Annotated in this window: 13 protein-coding genes; 6 read left to right on the top strand and 7 right to left on the bottom strand. The window is 39.8% G+C overall.

Features of this window, described 5'->3' with window-relative positions:
• Window positions 1–56 precede the first annotated feature (56 nt).
• Together CLV81_RS11160 and CLV81_RS11155 are read right to left on the bottom strand one after the other, a co-directional pair.
• Window positions 57–1808 carry a porin family protein gene (locus CLV81_RS11160; RefSeq protein ID WP_106147477.1) on the bottom strand — a complete coding sequence of 584 codons (1752 nt, stop codon included), beginning with the start codon at window positions 1806–1808 and terminating at the stop codon, window positions 57–59.
• Between the two features lie 10 nt (window positions 1809–1818).
• Window positions 1819–4839, bottom strand: a complete 3021-nt coding sequence (locus CLV81_RS11155; protein WP_106145211.1) for a tetratricopeptide repeat protein — start codon at window positions 4837–4839, stop codon at window positions 1819–1821.
• A gap of 147 nt (window positions 4840–4986) precedes the next feature.
• On the opposite strand from CLV81_RS11155, the gene CLV81_RS11150 reads away from it, so the two are divergent.
• The 3 genes from CLV81_RS11150 to ppgK all read left to right on the top strand — a co-directional run bounded on the left by CLV81_RS11150 (window position 4987) and on the right by ppgK (window position 6935).
• Window positions 4987–5670, top strand: a complete 684-nt coding sequence (locus CLV81_RS11150; RefSeq protein ID WP_106145210.1) for a cell division ATP-binding protein FtsE — start codon at window positions 4987–4989, stop codon at window positions 5668–5670.
• Between the two features lie 2 nt (window positions 5671–5672).
• Complete coding sequence (locus tag CLV81_RS11145; RefSeq protein WP_211298007.1) at window positions 5673–6089, top strand: hypothetical protein; 417 nt, start codon at window positions 5673–5675, stop codon at window positions 6087–6089.
• Window positions 6090–6176: 87 nt separating this feature from the next.
• Window positions 6177–6935, top strand: a complete 759-nt coding sequence (gene ppgK / locus CLV81_RS11140) for a polyphosphate--glucose phosphotransferase (RefSeq protein ID WP_106145209.1) — start codon at window positions 6177–6179, stop codon at window positions 6933–6935.
• Here ppgK and typA read toward each other — a convergent pair.
• The 3 genes from typA to CLV81_RS11125 all read right to left on the bottom strand — a co-directional run bounded on the left by typA (window position 6932) and on the right by CLV81_RS11125 (window position 11821).
• Entirely contained in the window at window positions 6932–8731 is a 1800-nt protein-coding gene (typA, locus tag CLV81_RS11135) for a translational GTPase TypA (protein ID WP_106145208.1), read from the bottom strand. The two genes, ppgK and typA, sit on opposite strands and share 4 nt — an antisense overlap.
• A gap of 105 nt (window positions 8732–8836) precedes the next feature.
• Window positions 8837–9370 carry a DUF3575 domain-containing protein gene (locus CLV81_RS11130; RefSeq protein WP_106145207.1) on the bottom strand — a complete coding sequence of 178 codons (534 nt, stop codon included), beginning with the start codon at window positions 9368–9370 and terminating at the stop codon, window positions 8837–8839.
• 51 nt (window positions 9371–9421) lie between these two features.
• Window positions 9422–11821, bottom strand: coding sequence for a TonB-dependent receptor domain-containing protein (locus CLV81_RS11125; protein ID WP_106145206.1), 2400 nt, complete (start codon window positions 11819–11821; stop codon window positions 9422–9424).
• A gap of 187 nt (window positions 11822–12008) precedes the next feature.
• Between CLV81_RS11125 and CLV81_RS11120 the strand changes: the two genes are divergently transcribed.
• Window positions 12009–13067 carry a sensor histidine kinase gene (locus CLV81_RS11120; protein ID WP_106145205.1) on the top strand — a complete coding sequence of 353 codons (1059 nt, stop codon included), beginning with the start codon at window positions 12009–12011 and terminating at the stop codon, window positions 13065–13067.
• Window positions 13064–13786, top strand: a complete 723-nt coding sequence (locus tag CLV81_RS11115; RefSeq protein WP_106145204.1) for a LytR/AlgR family response regulator transcription factor — start codon at window positions 13064–13066, stop codon at window positions 13784–13786. The genes CLV81_RS11120 and CLV81_RS11115 overlap by 4 nt, the downstream gene beginning before the upstream one ends.
• A 3-nt stretch (window positions 13787–13789) precedes the next feature.
• On the opposite strand, the gene CLV81_RS11110 is transcribed toward CLV81_RS11115, so the two are convergent.
• Complete coding sequence (locus CLV81_RS11110) at window positions 13790–14347, bottom strand: hypothetical protein (RefSeq protein WP_106145203.1); 558 nt, start codon at window positions 14345–14347, stop codon at window positions 13790–13792.
• 71 nt (window positions 14348–14418) lie between these two features.
• On the opposite strand from CLV81_RS11110, the gene kdsA reads away from it, so the two are divergent.
• On the top strand, window positions 14419–15237 hold the full coding sequence (gene kdsA, locus CLV81_RS11105) for a 3-deoxy-8-phosphooctulonate synthase (RefSeq protein WP_106145202.1): 819 nt from the start codon (window positions 14419–14421) through the stop codon (window positions 15235–15237).
• Here kdsA and CLV81_RS11100 read toward each other — a convergent pair.
• Window positions 15234–15605 carry a DUF1801 domain-containing protein gene (locus tag CLV81_RS11100; RefSeq protein ID WP_106145201.1) on the bottom strand — a complete coding sequence of 124 codons (372 nt, stop codon included), beginning with the start codon at window positions 15603–15605 and terminating at the stop codon, window positions 15234–15236. The genes kdsA and CLV81_RS11100 overlap by 4 nt on opposite strands.
• Between the last annotated feature and the right edge of the window lie 35 nt (window positions 15606–15640).

The raw sequence follows: 15640 nt of genomic DNA, 5'->3' as shown, positions 1-15640 counted from the left end.
AACCATCGTCCAGAGGCTATCATAACGATTTTCTTAACTTTTTATTGTGTTTTTACCTACAAATCAAACTTATAGGACACGCCTGCCAGAGCTTGAAAAGTCTGAACTCTAAAGTTCGCCCAACGCTGATAATCGTTATTGGCAATGTTGGAAGCTTTTACAAAAATGGAAAGTTGTTCATTGAATCGATACCCCGCATGAGCGTTTACATCAAAGAAACCATCTAAAGTCAGAATTACATCCGAAGGTATGGGAGGCAGTGGACCTGCAATGACCTGCCTATCCAAATCTTCACGCTCACCTACATAAAATAAATTGGCGCCAAAGAACCATTGTTCTGAAATTTGATAATCCATGAACAAGGATCCTCTAATAGAGGGTAAATTCCATGCCGGATTATCGGTTTCGGTATCATAATCATAGAATTCAGCATTGACGCCCAAAGAAAAATTACGATTTACATCAACATTCAGCTCCCCGAAAACACCTAAGGTTTTAACATCATCATAAAAAACTTGAAACGAATTGCCCAAAAAATAGCCTTCTTCTTCACTTCTGGCCAGATTCTCCGGGTTCAACAAAAAGAGTGGTCGCCTGTTTTCAGCGGTATAGGAACCCTTTATATTATACCCCACACTTGGCAACAGTTGACCTTTTAGACCCAGATACCCTTCATACTGTTGGTCCGTAGGTTGAATATCCAATGTAGGTGAAACATATGGATTCTCCTGAACAAAATCATAATATGAGTTCTGTCTGAGTTCGCCTTCAATCCCTCCATAGGCAATTACGGTTTCATCAACCAAGCGATACGAAGCGGTTACTGCTGGATAGATAAAAAAATTACCATCCGAGTTTTCGGTATCCAACCCATATACAATATTTGCTCCTAAATTTAGTGTCAAATCATCTCTCAGTATCAACAAACTCGGATTTACCCCTACCTGAAAATGACTGTAATCAATCCCTGATTCATTCGTTGCACTGTTCAAAGAAGAATTTTCAAAACTACCGCTCACATAATCAAACTTGGTCTTTATAGTCACCAATTCTTCTGTTATGGGTAACTCAATCGTTGGTTCCAGTACCACTCTATTTTCTCCAGAATCCGTTGCATCCCAAAACCTGCGCAACAAAACAGTTCCATTCTTAAAAAAAGAATCCTCCAGGCTTAAATTACCCGTAACCTGGGCATTAAAGTAATTCTGGGTTTCGTCCAAGGGAATGAGTATGGTTTCATCAAACTCTTCCAGCTCTATACCATACCAATTATATAGTTGATGTTGAACACCAAGTCCTAGGTCCCAATCCACATCCCTATCTTTCTTGGCATAGGAAACATCCACTTTTGTATTGTAAAAATCGGCGTCCAGTGGTGTAGACTCTATATCACCTCGGGACGAATGATGGCTTAGACCTACATCAAACAAATTCTCACCTCTATTGAACTCACGACTCGTATATAAATCCACCATGGCATTGTTGAAATTTCCCAAACCTATTGAAGCATAGGAATTATACAAGGTAGGTGGGGGCGTTTTCTTAACTCTCGATGCCCTGCCTTTGGCGGGGGTAAAGGTAGAAGCCACAGGTACCGAAAAAATACTGTAATTGATTTTCTTTTTTTGAAGCACAATGGAATCATCCAAAGTAGGGCTTGATTTTAGTTTAAAGGCATCTGAAACAGTTGGGGAGTAGGGCTTAACAACCGTTACTGTTTCAGTGCCTATATCCTTGGTTTCTTGGGCCAAAACAGGGCCCAAAAGGCTCAAAAAAATTATGGAAAATATAGTGGTTCTCTTTCGCATCGTATTTTGATTAATTGCCATTAGGGTCCACAGAAGAATTTCGTTGTGACTCTCTGGATTTGATTATGGACAATTCTCCTTGGGCTTCCGCTACCAAATCTTCGTATTCCGAAAAATTGGAAATGACACTTTCCAGAATATAAGTAGCCTGAAACGCGTCGTCCAAGGCATAAAAATTCTTCGCCATAATAACGAGTCCCTTTCCTGCCCATTCCTTGTAAGTGGCATAATCCTTAGCCAGTTTCTGTACCGAAGCGTTTGAAGCTTCAAAGTCCTGTGCCTTGTTTTTAAAGTAGGCATCATAATACCATGCCTCCGCAGCCAATTCTCCAGTTGCTATCTTCTTCACTTCTGCAAAGGCAGTTTCTGCAAGGTTTTCATCTCCAGTCTCAATAGCGGACCTTGCTATCATTATCTGGGCATCACTTTTAATGCGATTATCAATTTTAGAGGCTCCCAATACCTTTTCGGCGTATTCAATGGTCAAATCATAGTTCTTCTTTCCGTAAAAGCCCTTCATTAAATTGGACTGGGCGAAAGTTCTATTTTGAGATATTTCCGCTGTTTCTTCCAATTGTTCCAAATAGGGAATTGCGCTGTTGTAGTCTCCGTTCCCCACATAAACTTCGCAAACCCGGGTCAGTGCCTGTTCCTGATACTCTCCTCCACTATCTGCCACCTTCTTAAAAAAAGGAAGTGCTTTTTCCTTTTCTCCTTTTGAAAAATAGATTTGGGCAATGTTGAAATTGACCTGAAGCGCATGGACTCCATTAGGGAATTCTTTAATGTAATCTTCAAAACCATTTAGGGCCGTTTCGGTCTTTCCTTCGGCATATTTTCTATCTGCTGCTTCAAAGCTGGCATTTTCCAATTCTGAATCAGTGACTTCCACAAAATCCAGATTTCTTGCCCATGCTGCATACTCGCTTACCCTACCCTCATCTATGTAGACCAATTTGGCCGTTGTGACTGCTTGTTTTGCTTCTGCGGTTTTTGGATATTTTTCCACAACACGCTTTAATTTAGTGAGCGCTTCATCATTTCGATTAGCATTATAGTGCACTAAACCCTGACGCAACAGCGCTCTTGGGGCGAACTTGCTTCTAGCATATTCATCGACAAGTCTGTCATAAATATGTAAGCCCTCACTTTCCTGACCGGACTTCACATAGGAATTTCCCAATTCGAAAAGTGCGTCATCCCTAAGGGATGATTTTGGATTTAAACGAAGGAAATCATTCAAGCCTGCAATTTTGGCCGACCCATTACCCAGAAAACCATCGCACAAGGCTTTTTGAAAAGCGGCATAATCCCTTTCTGGACCATTCAATTTTGAACCTGAATCATAGGCCTTTTTGGCCAAGCTATATCTACTTGTCACAAAATAGCTATCTCCCAATCTGAGATAACTGTCTGCGAGTTTGACATCTTCAATGTTTCCAGAACTTACCATCCTTTTAAATAAAGTGACGGCATTGTTGTAATCTTTTAGCTTAAAATGACAGTATCCTAAATTATAATCCAATTCTTCGTACTCACTCATGTTTTTGGCCGCTGGCAACTTTTGAAATCTTGTAAAGCCGGACAACGCATCTTCAAACCTATCAAGGCGATACGCGGATTCAGCTTGCCAAAACTCAGCTCTAGCCTCAAAAGATTTGTTTTCAGGGTTCTTTAGGGATTTTGAAAACCGTTCAATGGCATTTTCATAGTCGCCATCCAAAAAAAGCTCGACCCCTCTATAAAAAGCTACTTTTTGATACGTTTCTTTACTGGCATAATTCTGATTCTCTTCCAAAAGGGTCATAGCCCCCTCAAAATTTTTGGAAGTGATATATGAATCCACCAATAATTCCTGAATTTCTTGCTGATATTCATCCTTAGGATAAGCATCCAAATAAGACTTTAATACCTGAGGAACTGGCTCATATGGATTTCCGATTTCGTAGCTCAATCGGCCATAGTTCAACAGAGCATCCTTTTGTATTTCGGGACTGAACTCCATCTCTGAAGCGTTTTTGAATGCATTGAGAGCCTCGGTTTTTTGGTCTAGGTTCAAATAGCATTCAGCCAAATGATAATACGCATTTTGGGACACATTGTTGGTCCCTCCTATGATCTTATTGAACTGTTTGATTGCATTTTCATAATCCCCTTGCTTGTAAAAACTATATCCAATCAAGTAGTAATCAGTATTGCTAAAACGACCACGTTTTCCCCTATATTTTTGTAAATAGGGAATGGCCTCGTCATACTTTTTTAAATTAAAATAGCTTTCCCCAATAATTTTATTAAGCTCTGATATCTCTCTTCTATCCGATTTGGCAAGTTGCTTCTTGGCCATGGCAATGGCCTCTTCAAAATTTCCCAATTTGAAGTTAAGATCCGCCTGATAATACGACAGTTTTTCATTGAGCAACTCCTGGTCAGTTATTTGGTCAAAACGTGCACTTGCTTCATTATAGTCATCCTGTTCGTACGCAATGTATCCTAGATAATACTTCGCTTGGGAACCATATTTTTGGGAGTTGCTTACTCTGCTGAGATATCTTTCGGCTTCTTTGGGTCTTTTGGAAGCATATAAGGAGTAGCCGTTGTTGAAGTTGAACCGCTCTTTGTCTTTTGAAGACATGGTAGAAACATCCACTTTCTTGTACCACTTTAACGCGTAGGGATATTTTCCTGTTTCAAAATAATAATCGGCCACATCCAAAAATGCCGAATTCCGTTTTGTGGAAGTAGGGTATCGTTCTACAAATTCCTCCATCATTTTATCCGCCCCGCGCTGATTTAGGCGAATTGCGGCATTGGCGGAATAATACGCACTATTTGCCTCGGTTTCCTCATCCTTGGTGGTTGATTTAACCTGTTCAAAAATAGATTGAGCCGCTTGATATTGCTGATTATTATAGAGGTTTAGAGCATCTTGAAAATCCTTATCCTCGTGATAAAAAACTTTGGTTTCCTGAGCAGTGGCAGCAAAAAATATACCCAGAAGAACGGGTACAAAAAAGAGGTTTTTTCGATACATAGTGTTCTACGCTGTTTCTCGATTGACTGTTACCATAACGTCAAAATCCACGCCAAAGTATGCAATTGCACTTTTGAAAATCAATTTGGTTATTCCGAACCGGAAATAATCCTAGAACTTAGTACCTTTATTTTTTAAAGCTCCATTATGTCTGAAACCATTGTACAATTAGAGGATGTTTCCGTTTTTCAGCGAGAAAACCTAATTCTGAATGAAATTAACCTTGAGGTTAAAAAAGGGGAGTTTGTTTATGTAATAGGTAAAACTGGGAGCGGTAAAAGTAGCTTCATGAAGACCCTTTATGCCGATTTGCCTTTAAAACAAGGGAAGGGCAAGATTGTAGATTTTGACCTCAAAACGATGCAAGAAAAAGACATCCCCTTTCTACGCAGAAAATTGGGCATTGTTTTTCAGGATTTTAAGCTATTACTCGATAGAAACATCAACAACAATTTAAAATTTGTACTTAAGGCCACCGGATGGACGGATTCCGGTAAGATGGAAAACAAAATAGAGGAAGTTTTGGAAAAGGTAGGTATGAAAACCAAAGGCTTTAAATTTCCACACGAACTTTCTGGTGGAGAGCAGCAACGGGTGGCAATTGCCAGAGCTTTGCTGAACGACCCTGAGTTGATTCTAGCTGATGAACCTACAGGGAACCTGGACCCACAAACCAGTGTAGAGGTCATGAAAGTATTACAGGAAATCAATGAGAATGGAAGAACAATTATTATGGCCACCCATGACTACGCATTGATTCTCAAGTATCCACACAAAACTTTAAAATGTGATGGAAGTAAGATTTTTGAAGTCATACAAAAAGCAATTTAACCATGATTTTAAAGCATCAGGATTGTAAAAGGGATAAGAGCGTAAATCCATTTATTGGCATTCTTCTTTTTCTTATCTCCATTGTTTTAATGGCTCTCACCGGACCACTAGGATTGGTTTATGGTTTTTTGAGACAACTCTTCACCCAGGGTTTTAAGGGTGTCGGGGAATTTGCCCTGGAATTGGCGATTTCCATTGACCAATTAGGCAATGTTCTGATGCAGCATTTGTTCAATACCCTTTGGATAACCAAAACAGGTTACAAGTTTGGCAACCGTGACGAAACCATTTCCAGTGCATTGGGAAAAAACAAACAATTGGGCACACTAACCGGTTTTGGCAGAGCAATTGACAAAATACTTGATTTTATAGACCCCAATCACTCGTTGAATTCAATTGATTACCATATTGAACCTTAAGTCTCTGTTGGAAAACACCTTATCGGATATTCTTTTGACTTTTAAAGATTTTTGTTTCTTTGCCGTATTCAAAAACAAAACCATTCCATGGAAATTTTAGGCATCGATATTGGCGGCACCGGAATAAAGGGAGCTTTAGTCAATGTGGAGACAGGTGAAATGATAACGGAAAGACATCGAATCCCTACCCCATCTTCCAGAAAACCGGAAGAAATGGCTGAGGTGGTAGCTCAAATCGTGGAACATTTTAATTACAAAGGTCCCGTGGGTTGTGGCTTTCCAAGTATTGTTAAAGATGGTGTCTGCAAATCGGAAGGAAATCTTCATAAAAGCTGGGTAGGAGTAAATATTGATGAGCTTTTTACTAAGGTTTCAGGACAACCTTTTACCGTTTTGAACGATGCTGATGCCGCTGGTTATGCTTCCATGAACTATGGTGTTGGAAAAGGTCGTGAAGGTTTGGTCATTATGATTACCATAGGTACCGGACTGGGAAGCGGTGTTTTTCATAATGGTGTGTTGCTCCCTAATTTCGAATTAGGTCAAATTCCGTATAAAAAGTATAAGAAAATTGAAGATTGGGCAGCGGCTTCTGCAAAAGAAAGAGAAGGTCTCTCTTTTGAAAAATGGGGTAAGCGATTTAACAAATTCCTTAAAATTGTTGAACTGATTACTGCTCCAGACTTGATTATTTTAGGAGGTGGAACCTCTAAAAAATGGAACGAATTCAAGCATCTGATTGATGTGGATTCTGAAGTGGTAAAAGCGGAATTGATGAACAACGCCGGAATTATAGGCGCCGCGGTTTCCTGTCTACGGGAACAGCACCACGGCCACGTGGTCTAGTCTATTTTATTTCGTTTTCTGTCAACCTCTTTCAAGAATATTTTACGAATACGAAGGTGATTTGGAGTTACCTCAACATACTCATCCTTTTGAATGTACTCCAAAGCCTCCTCCAACGAGAATTTAATGGCCGGTACAATTTTGGCTTTATCATCAGCACCTGCAGACCGAACATTAGAAAGCTTCTTGGTTTTGGTAACGTTAATGGTCATGTCGTCTCCGCGTGAATTCTCACCGATTACCTGGCCTTCGTAAATATCCTCTCCTGGATCTATAAAAAACTTTCCTCTTTCTTGAAGTTTATCAATAGAATACGGTATGGCAGTTCCGTTTTCCATGGAAACCAATGAACCATTGATCCGCTGCGCTATTTCTCCTTTTAAAGGCTGATACTCCAAGAAGCGGTGAGCCATAATGGCTTCCCCCGCAGTGGCGGTCAACAATTGGTTTCGCAGACCGATTATTCCCCTTGATGGAATTATAAACTCGCAAAGCATGCGTGACCCTTTGGCTTCCATACTGGTCATTTCACCTTTTCTTATAGATACCATCTCAACGGCTTTACCCGAAACTTCCTCTGGCAAATCAATGGTCAAATGCTCAACAGGTTCACACTTTACTCCGTCAATTTCTTTGATGATCACCTGTGGTTGTCCGATTTGAAGCTCATAACCCTCTCGTCTCATGGTTTCAATCAAAACAGACAGGTGCAGAACGCCCCTACCAAAAACCATGAACTTATCTGCGCTATCCGTTTCTTCTACACGTAGCGCCAAATTCTTTTCCAATTCTTTTTCCAGACGTTCTTTGATGTGCCTTGAGGTCACAAACTTGCCATCCTTCCCAAAAAATGGGCTATCATTAATGGTGAAAAGCATGCTCATAGTAGGCTCGTCTATGGCAATGGTCTTCAATTTTTCTGGATTCTCAAAGTCCGCTACGGTATCCCCTATTTCAAAACCTTCCATTCCCACAATGGCACAGATATCTCCAGCAACAACTTCCTGTACTTTTTGACGACCCAAGCCTTCAAAAGTGAACAATTCCTTCACTTTAGTCTTGATGATGGAACCATCTCTTTTTACCAGGGAAATTTGTTGCCCTTCTTTGAGGGTTCCCCGCTGCAAACGACCTATAGCGATTCGTCCAGTAAAAGATGAAAAATCCAAGGATGTGATCAACATCTGGGTAGAACCTTCTTCAGGTTTGAACTCTGGGATGTGCTCGATGACCATATCCAAAAGGGGTTCAATATTATCTGTGGGTTTTTGCCAATCTTCGCTCATCCAATTCTGTTTGGCAGAACCATAAACGGTAGGAAAATCCAATTGCCATTCTTCAGCACCCAATTCAAACATTAGGTCAAAGACTTTCTCATGTACTTCTTCCGGGGTACAATTCTCTTTGTCTACTTTATTGATGACCACACAAGGTTTCAAACCCAAATCAATGGCTTTTTGAAGTACAAATCGGGTTTGAGGCATAGGTCCTTCAAAGGCATCAACCAAAAGTAAAACCCCATCGGCCATATTCAATACCCGTTCCACCTCTCCACCAAAATCGGCGTGACCTGGGGTATCTATAATATTGATTTTGGTGTCCTTATAAATGACAGAAACATTCTTTGAGACAATGGTAATTCCACGCTCACGTTCCAAATCATTATTATCTAAAATTAAATCTCCCTTATTTTCATTATCCCTAAAAAGCCGACAATGGTACATAATTTTGTCAACCAAAGTGGTCTTACCGTGGTCAACGTGGGCAATGATGGCGATATTCTTGATTTTGGACATTTTTTCCCGTTTTAAGCCCGCAAAGGTACTGCGATTTCCCTTTACGATACAAATAGGAATGTCTTTTTTATGTTATTGATTATTAGGAGTTTTGCATACTCTTTTTTATCGCCAACCCTTGCCAATAACCCATCCGATACTAAAACTCGCGGTTGGGCCAAAACCATCGTCATCCAAAAAATTGTCAAAATAATAGCCTACTCCCAATTCTGCACTGAAATTAAATCCACTTCGGTAGGTTCTCTGAAAGCCATACACAGGTCCGACAAATCCAAAATAGCCATTGCCTGATTCTAAATCTCCAATGATTACTTCTTCCACAAATAAAGTTCCCGAAGCGGCTAGATAATTTGCTGAATTTCCCCTAACCTGTTTGTTTCTTTCCAAACGTCTATTAAAATTGTAATAGTAGCGATACTGACCATTAAGTGCAGGGAAAAAAGCGTATCCATTGGAATTCACTCCAAACTGTAACCCGGCACCAAAATTCAAAGTTTGGCTTTGGGCTATTCCTACTTCATACTCTAAACCTGGATTTATAAAATTCACCTTGAATTGGCTGTCCTCTACATTTCTCTGACCTTGTGCACTGATAAAAAGACTGCACAGAAGGAATAGGATGGTTAATGTTTGTCTCATTAATGAAGTTTTTTAGTTTCATCAGTATTCGACAAACTTCATACCAAACTTTTAACTGCCAATACGTTTATTTTCATCTTCTAGGCCAGTTTTTCTTTTTCTGGACTTTTTAATCTCGTTTCTTCCAAAATCGTATGTCAATCCGAAGGCGACTCTCCTGGAATCGCTGCCTCCACTACCGTCTATGAACAATTCACCAAATTGGGTAATTCCACTCCATGGAGAAGTAAACAAAATATCATTCACAGCCAATCTGGCGGTAAAGCGCCCATCCATGAACTTCTTCTGTACCGCGGCGTTTAAAGACCCTAAGGAATCCGTTTGGTAGGTTCCGCCCCAGATTGAAGGAGAATTATACCAACCCGAAACCTCAAACCTCCAATCATTGCGTAAGGTAAATGTATTCTGACCGTAGAAGTTGAGCGTTTCTTGCCGAACCGGTAAAAACTCAGGACTGGTAGCTTGGTAATCACTGATGAAAGCATTTACACTCACATACACATCCCACCAAGAGAAAAGTTTTTTTGGATAGGAGACCCCTAGATTAAACACCTCTTGATTTGCCACATTCAGTGTAGTCAAGTTGCTTATACTTTCACTTTCTTCCAAGGTAACTCTTGCAAAAAAATCAGTAATTCGGCTGTAACTAATGGACGTTGTCAATCGGTAATTGAAAGTATGGGAAAGCTTTACATTGTTGGTATATTGAGGTTGCAAAAAAGGATTCCCTTCACTGAAAGAAAGCTCATTCAACCGAAATTGAAACGGATTAAGGGATTGATAATTAGGTCTTTGGATTCTGCGACTGTAATTCAGTGCAAATTGATTCTTTCTGTTTAATTGATACGTAAGTCCACCTGATGGAAAGAAATCCGTAAAGTTTCGTTCAACTCTGTTGTTTTCATTTTCTTGTGTACTTTCTAAATTCCCGTCGGATACCGTGTTTTCGACACGAAGACCAAACTGTAGGTTCCATTTACCCCATTTTCTATTGTAATTGAAATACCCTGCATTGATATTTTCCGTATACCGAAACTCGTTGCTCTGGGTATCGTCCAATACGTTTTGCCCATTGATTTCATTGAAAAAGTTAAAAGTATTATCAGTATCCACATAGGAAAATTTAAAGCCTACCCCCAACTTTCCTTTTAGGAAGTTTTGTTCATAATCTACTTTTGCTGTACCTATCTCAATATCGATAGGCGTTTCTTGGAAGGTAATCGTTTCCCGAAAAACCACGGACTCCGAAGGATCAAAAAAAGTATTGGGCTGAAACGCATTTCTATCACTATTGTACCCTCCATAATCCAGGTCCACATTAAGGCTACGACCTAAGGTATCCGCGTACTTATAATTGATGTTTGCATTAATGTTATAGGATGTATTGTCCACTTGATTTAATGCTACCAGTACGCTATCCAGCTCTGCAATCCCAGCTGGACGTATGGGTGTACGCGTATTATTTGTGTTGAAACTGTTGTTAAAATTTCCATTAAAAATGGCACCGATGGTATGTTTTGAATCCAGATAATAATCGTAACCCAACTTTATGTTGTTACTATTTCGGTCATAAATACTTGTAGTGCGGGCATCAAATTGAGTATTGGATTGAGTCCGAAGCAGGTTAATAAATCCTGTAGTCTTTCCAAATCGATTACTATAGGTACCATAAAGGTTACCTTTTTTCCCTCGATTGTTGAAATTAATACTAGAATTGTATCGCGCAAAATCACCTGTGGTCACTCCAGTATTGTAGGTTCCGTTGGTTCCAAGGCTCTTATCCTTTTTAAGCTTGATGTTGATGATTCCCGCGTTTCCTGCAGCATCATATTTTGAAGAGGGTTGGGTGATGATTTCCACTGCTTCAATATCCGTAGCTTGAAGACTTTCCAAAAAATTGATCAAATCTTCTCCTTGAAGTATGGATAACTTTCCATCAATGAATATTTGTACTCCGGTTTTTCCCTCAACAATAAAACCTCCATCGTTGTCAACTATAACTCCTGGAGCTTTTCTTAATAATTCAAAAGCGCTTGTGCCTGTTGCATTGATTGTATTTTGGACATTAAAAACAGTTTTGTCGGCCAAAACCTGAACCATTGGTTTTTCGGCCACCACTGTCACTTCTTCCAAGTTTTGTGCAGCCTCGGTCATTACTATCGGTTTCAATACCAAATCCCCCCCGACGTAGTTTATTTTTTTGTTGTGATCCGAATATCCAAGAGCAGATACGTTAAATAGGTATTCACTAGGAAGCATCCCAACCAGCGCAAAGGTTCCATCCTCATTGCTTATGGTAGCTTTTACTAAAGAAGAATCCAATGGAGAGTTGATGGTGACCGCGGCATATGGAATGGGTTCATCCAATGCAGATTTGAGGGTTCCCGATATTTTTTGCCCAAAAGAAAATGTGGCAAAAAACGATAAAAGTAAAGTCAAAATGGTTTTCATGATCGTCGTTATTTAAAATTGAATACCCAAAAATTTGAATTTGGTTACAACATTGAAAGTGCAACCCGACGAGTTGACCCATATCTCCATGAATGGTCCAAGGGCCATTCATCGACCTATAGGTCAATTCAACTTTTATGTATATTTAGGAAGCTGGTTTTAAAAGTATCTTTCCAAAAAAACCGACATGAACAGAAAAATCATTTGGGGCATTACTTTAAAGGAACTTTTAATGGTCCTTGCCTTTTATATGGTGTCTGCTTTTTTTTATCACCTTACCGTTTGGTTAAGTGTTATGGATGTTCGCAAAGAATCAAGTTCCTTATTTGGTCTTTATGCCTTCATTGATGGTGGTGCTTTGCAGTACTGTATTTTCTTCCTTTTTACTATTCCAATTTGGTGGTTTCTATTCGTTCACCTAAAAAACTCAAAGCTTTGGGAACGATTGGTTCTGCACATAATTTTTCTCCCCTTTTTCATTTTTGGTTCGCAGAAAATCTATTATGAGATTAGCGAAGCCCTAGGATGGTTTCATTTAGAGGGTTCTAGCTCCGTATGGGATTTATACATCCCTGGACTGTTCTATTTGATTCAATTTGGTATTTTTCACGCGTACGAGCATTATCGTGAAAATCAGAAAAAGCTCAAGCTTGAAGGAGAACTTAAACAAGCTGCATTAAAAAGTGAACTTGCAGCCATCAAAGCCCAACTCAATCCGCACTTTCTGTACAACGTCTTCAATACTATTAATGCTTCAGTACCGCCCAAACAAGAAAAGACAAGGAGGTTAATTGCTACTTTGTCCGATTTGTTCCGTTATCAATTAAAAGCCACTAAAGAAGAATGGGTACCATTGGAAGAAGAGCTTGAGTTTGTAAAAAAGTATCTGGAACTGGAAAAAGCAAGGTTTGAAGAACGTTTGAACATAGAAATCAATGTATCCCCGGATTTATATACCGAAAAAATCCCGCCTATGCTTTTACAACCATTGGTTGAGAATTCCGTAAAACACGGCATCGCAAACGAATTAAAGGGTGGGAAAATCTCTATTTCCATCTTCAAGGATGGAGAAAAATTGAAGTTTGAAATAGCGGATACGGGAGCGGGAATAAAAGACAAGGAAAGTATTTTTGGCAGAGGAGTCGGTCTGACCAATACGCGTTTACGCCTACAAAAAATGTATCAATCCCATTTGGAAATCCTTGACAATGAGCCCCAAGGGCTTAAAATTCGTTTTGCCCTGTGAAAAAAGTGCTCATTGCAGATGATGAAAAGGCAGGTAGGATTCTTATAAAGGAGTTCCTTGAAGATTACCCAAACTTGGTTTTGATTGCAGAAGTCAACAATGGTGTGGACGCCATCAATGAAATCAATCGATTTAAGCCCGATTTGGTCTTTTTGGACATTCAAATGCCTGGGAAAACTGGATTTGAGGTATTGAACCATTTAGAAGAAATTCCAGACATTATTTTTTCTACCGCCTATGATGAATATGCTTTGAAAGCATTTGAAGTCCATGCGGTGGATTATTTATTAAAACCTTACACAAAAGAGCGCTTCAAAACAGCTGTGGAACGATTGAATTCAAGTATTTCGAAAATTGGTGAATTGGCCCAGAGCGTTTTTATGGAAGATACGGCGTATCCCAGTCGCGTATTGGTTCAGTACAACAAGAAGCTGATTACCATAAAGTGCGAACACATTGTTTGGGTAGAGGCCTATGGGGATTATTCCAAGGTACACACACATGACCAGGCTTACTTAAGCAATTTTGGAATCGGCGATTTGGAAGAAAAACTGGACCCCAAACTTTTTTTACGAGTACATCGTTCCTCCATTATTAATTTGGACCGAGTGAAAGAGCTAAAAAGATACGGGAAAAGTTATGATGTGACCATGGATAATGAAGAAATAGTGAGGGTCAGTCGGGGATATATGGATGCCATAAAAAAAATAATGCTCTAAGCTCTATCGCCCAACGCACCATCTTTTTTCACTTACAATCCAACCGATACTCAAATTAAAAACTGGATATATCCCTCCATTGAACTCACCCAGGTAATAGGCCGCACCAACATCCACGGAGAAGCTTAAACCTGAATTGTAACTTCTTTGTATTCCCGTGACCAAACCTGCTGTGGCAAAGGTACTTCTAGGAATATCATCCCCTGTAAAATCATCACCGGCAAAAAAAACCGAAGCGGAAGGAGCTATATAATTGGCGGAATTTCCATAAATCTGCCTACCACTAGTGGCCCGTCTATCGAAATTGTAATAATATCTATTCTGAAGTGTTATTGCCGGAAACAACTTGTAATTTTCAATAGGCTCAGCAACAAATGGGTCCAGTGAAAATTGATAGGCCACACGGGCATCCAAAGTTGAATTGACCCCCAAACTCATTTCATACTCAAGACCGGGGTGGAACATATTGATTTTGATTTGCCGCACTTCACAGTTTTTCCCAAACTGGGCCAGTGCCAATTGGGTGCTCAGAAACCCAAAAAGAAGTATAAAGTTTCGCATAGTAGGTGTATTTGGGTGCTTAGTGATAACAGAAACTTTTTCAAAATAGTATTTTTGCCAAAACTAAACGTATGCAGTTAAGTCGCATTCCCCAGATAAAACATACAACGGAGGATAATTTCTTTTTGCTGGCCGGTCCCTGTGCGGTTGAAGGTGAGAATATGGCTCTCCGTATTGCCGAAAAGGTTGTTGAAATTACAGATAAGCTTAAAATTCCCTATGTATTTAAAGGCAGTTTTAAGAAAGCCAACAGAAGCCGTATTGATTCCTTTACCGGAATTGGGGATGAAAAAGCACTGAAAATCTTGAAAAAGGTATCAGAAACCTTTGAAGTTCCTACCGTTACGGACATTCATGAAATCAATGATGCCGAAAAAGCAGCAGAATATGTGGATGTACTCCAGATACCAGCGTTTTTGGTACGACAAACGGATTTGGTCGTAGCTGCGGCAAAAACCGGTAAGGTTGTAAATCTGAAAAAGGGGCAGTTTATGAGTCCGGAAAGTATGAAACATGCAGTGAAAAAGGTTACTGATTCCGGAAATGACCAAGCTTGGATAACGGACAGGGGCACTATGTTCGGTTACCAAGATATGGTTGTCGATTTTAGAGGAATTCCTACCATGAAAGAGTATGCACCCGTAGTCCTGGACGTGACCCATTCACTTCAACAGCCCAATCAATCTTCCGGGGTTACCGGGGGGCGTCCAGCACTTATTGGAACCATGGCACGGGCCGGAATCGCCGCGGGAGTGGATGGACTTTTTATGGAAACGCACTTTGATCCTGCGAATGCTAAAAGTGATGGTGCAAATATGTTGGATTTAAGTTTGTTGGAAAAACTACTTAGCGATTTGGTGGCAATACGACAGGTGGTTGCCCAACTTTAGCTTTTTTTGTAAAATCCCTTTTCTTTAAGGGAACTTGCCTCATTGAGTACGTCCATTAAAACCTCATTATTAATTTCTTCCAAACTACTATAGCGAAAGGACTTAACCACTTTTCTTTTTTCACTGAACATTAGTTCCACATGTTTGGTCAAATGGGCAGAGTTCCAAAAGGCAATGTCTACATATTTACCTTTATACGAGGCATTCAGATAACAAATAGGATGTTTTCCCTCATAAAAGCATGGTATGCTCCACTTAAACTTCATATCCACATTGGGAATAACCGATTCTATGACCGCCTTAAGATGTAACAATATACTTCTGTAGGGCTCCGTCCTTGACAATATGTATTCTTCAGCCGGGTTCATGTTTTAAAAATAGAAAAACCTTGAAATGGTATGTT

It is taken from the genome of Flagellimonas meridianipacifica (genome assembly GCF_003001695.1).
Classification (GTDB): Bacteria; Bacteroidota; Bacteroidia; order Flavobacteriales; family Flavobacteriaceae; genus Flagellimonas; species Flagellimonas meridianipacifica.
The sequence above is the reverse complement of the archived record's forward strand: the minus strand, read 5'-3'. Positions and strand labels throughout refer to the sequence as shown.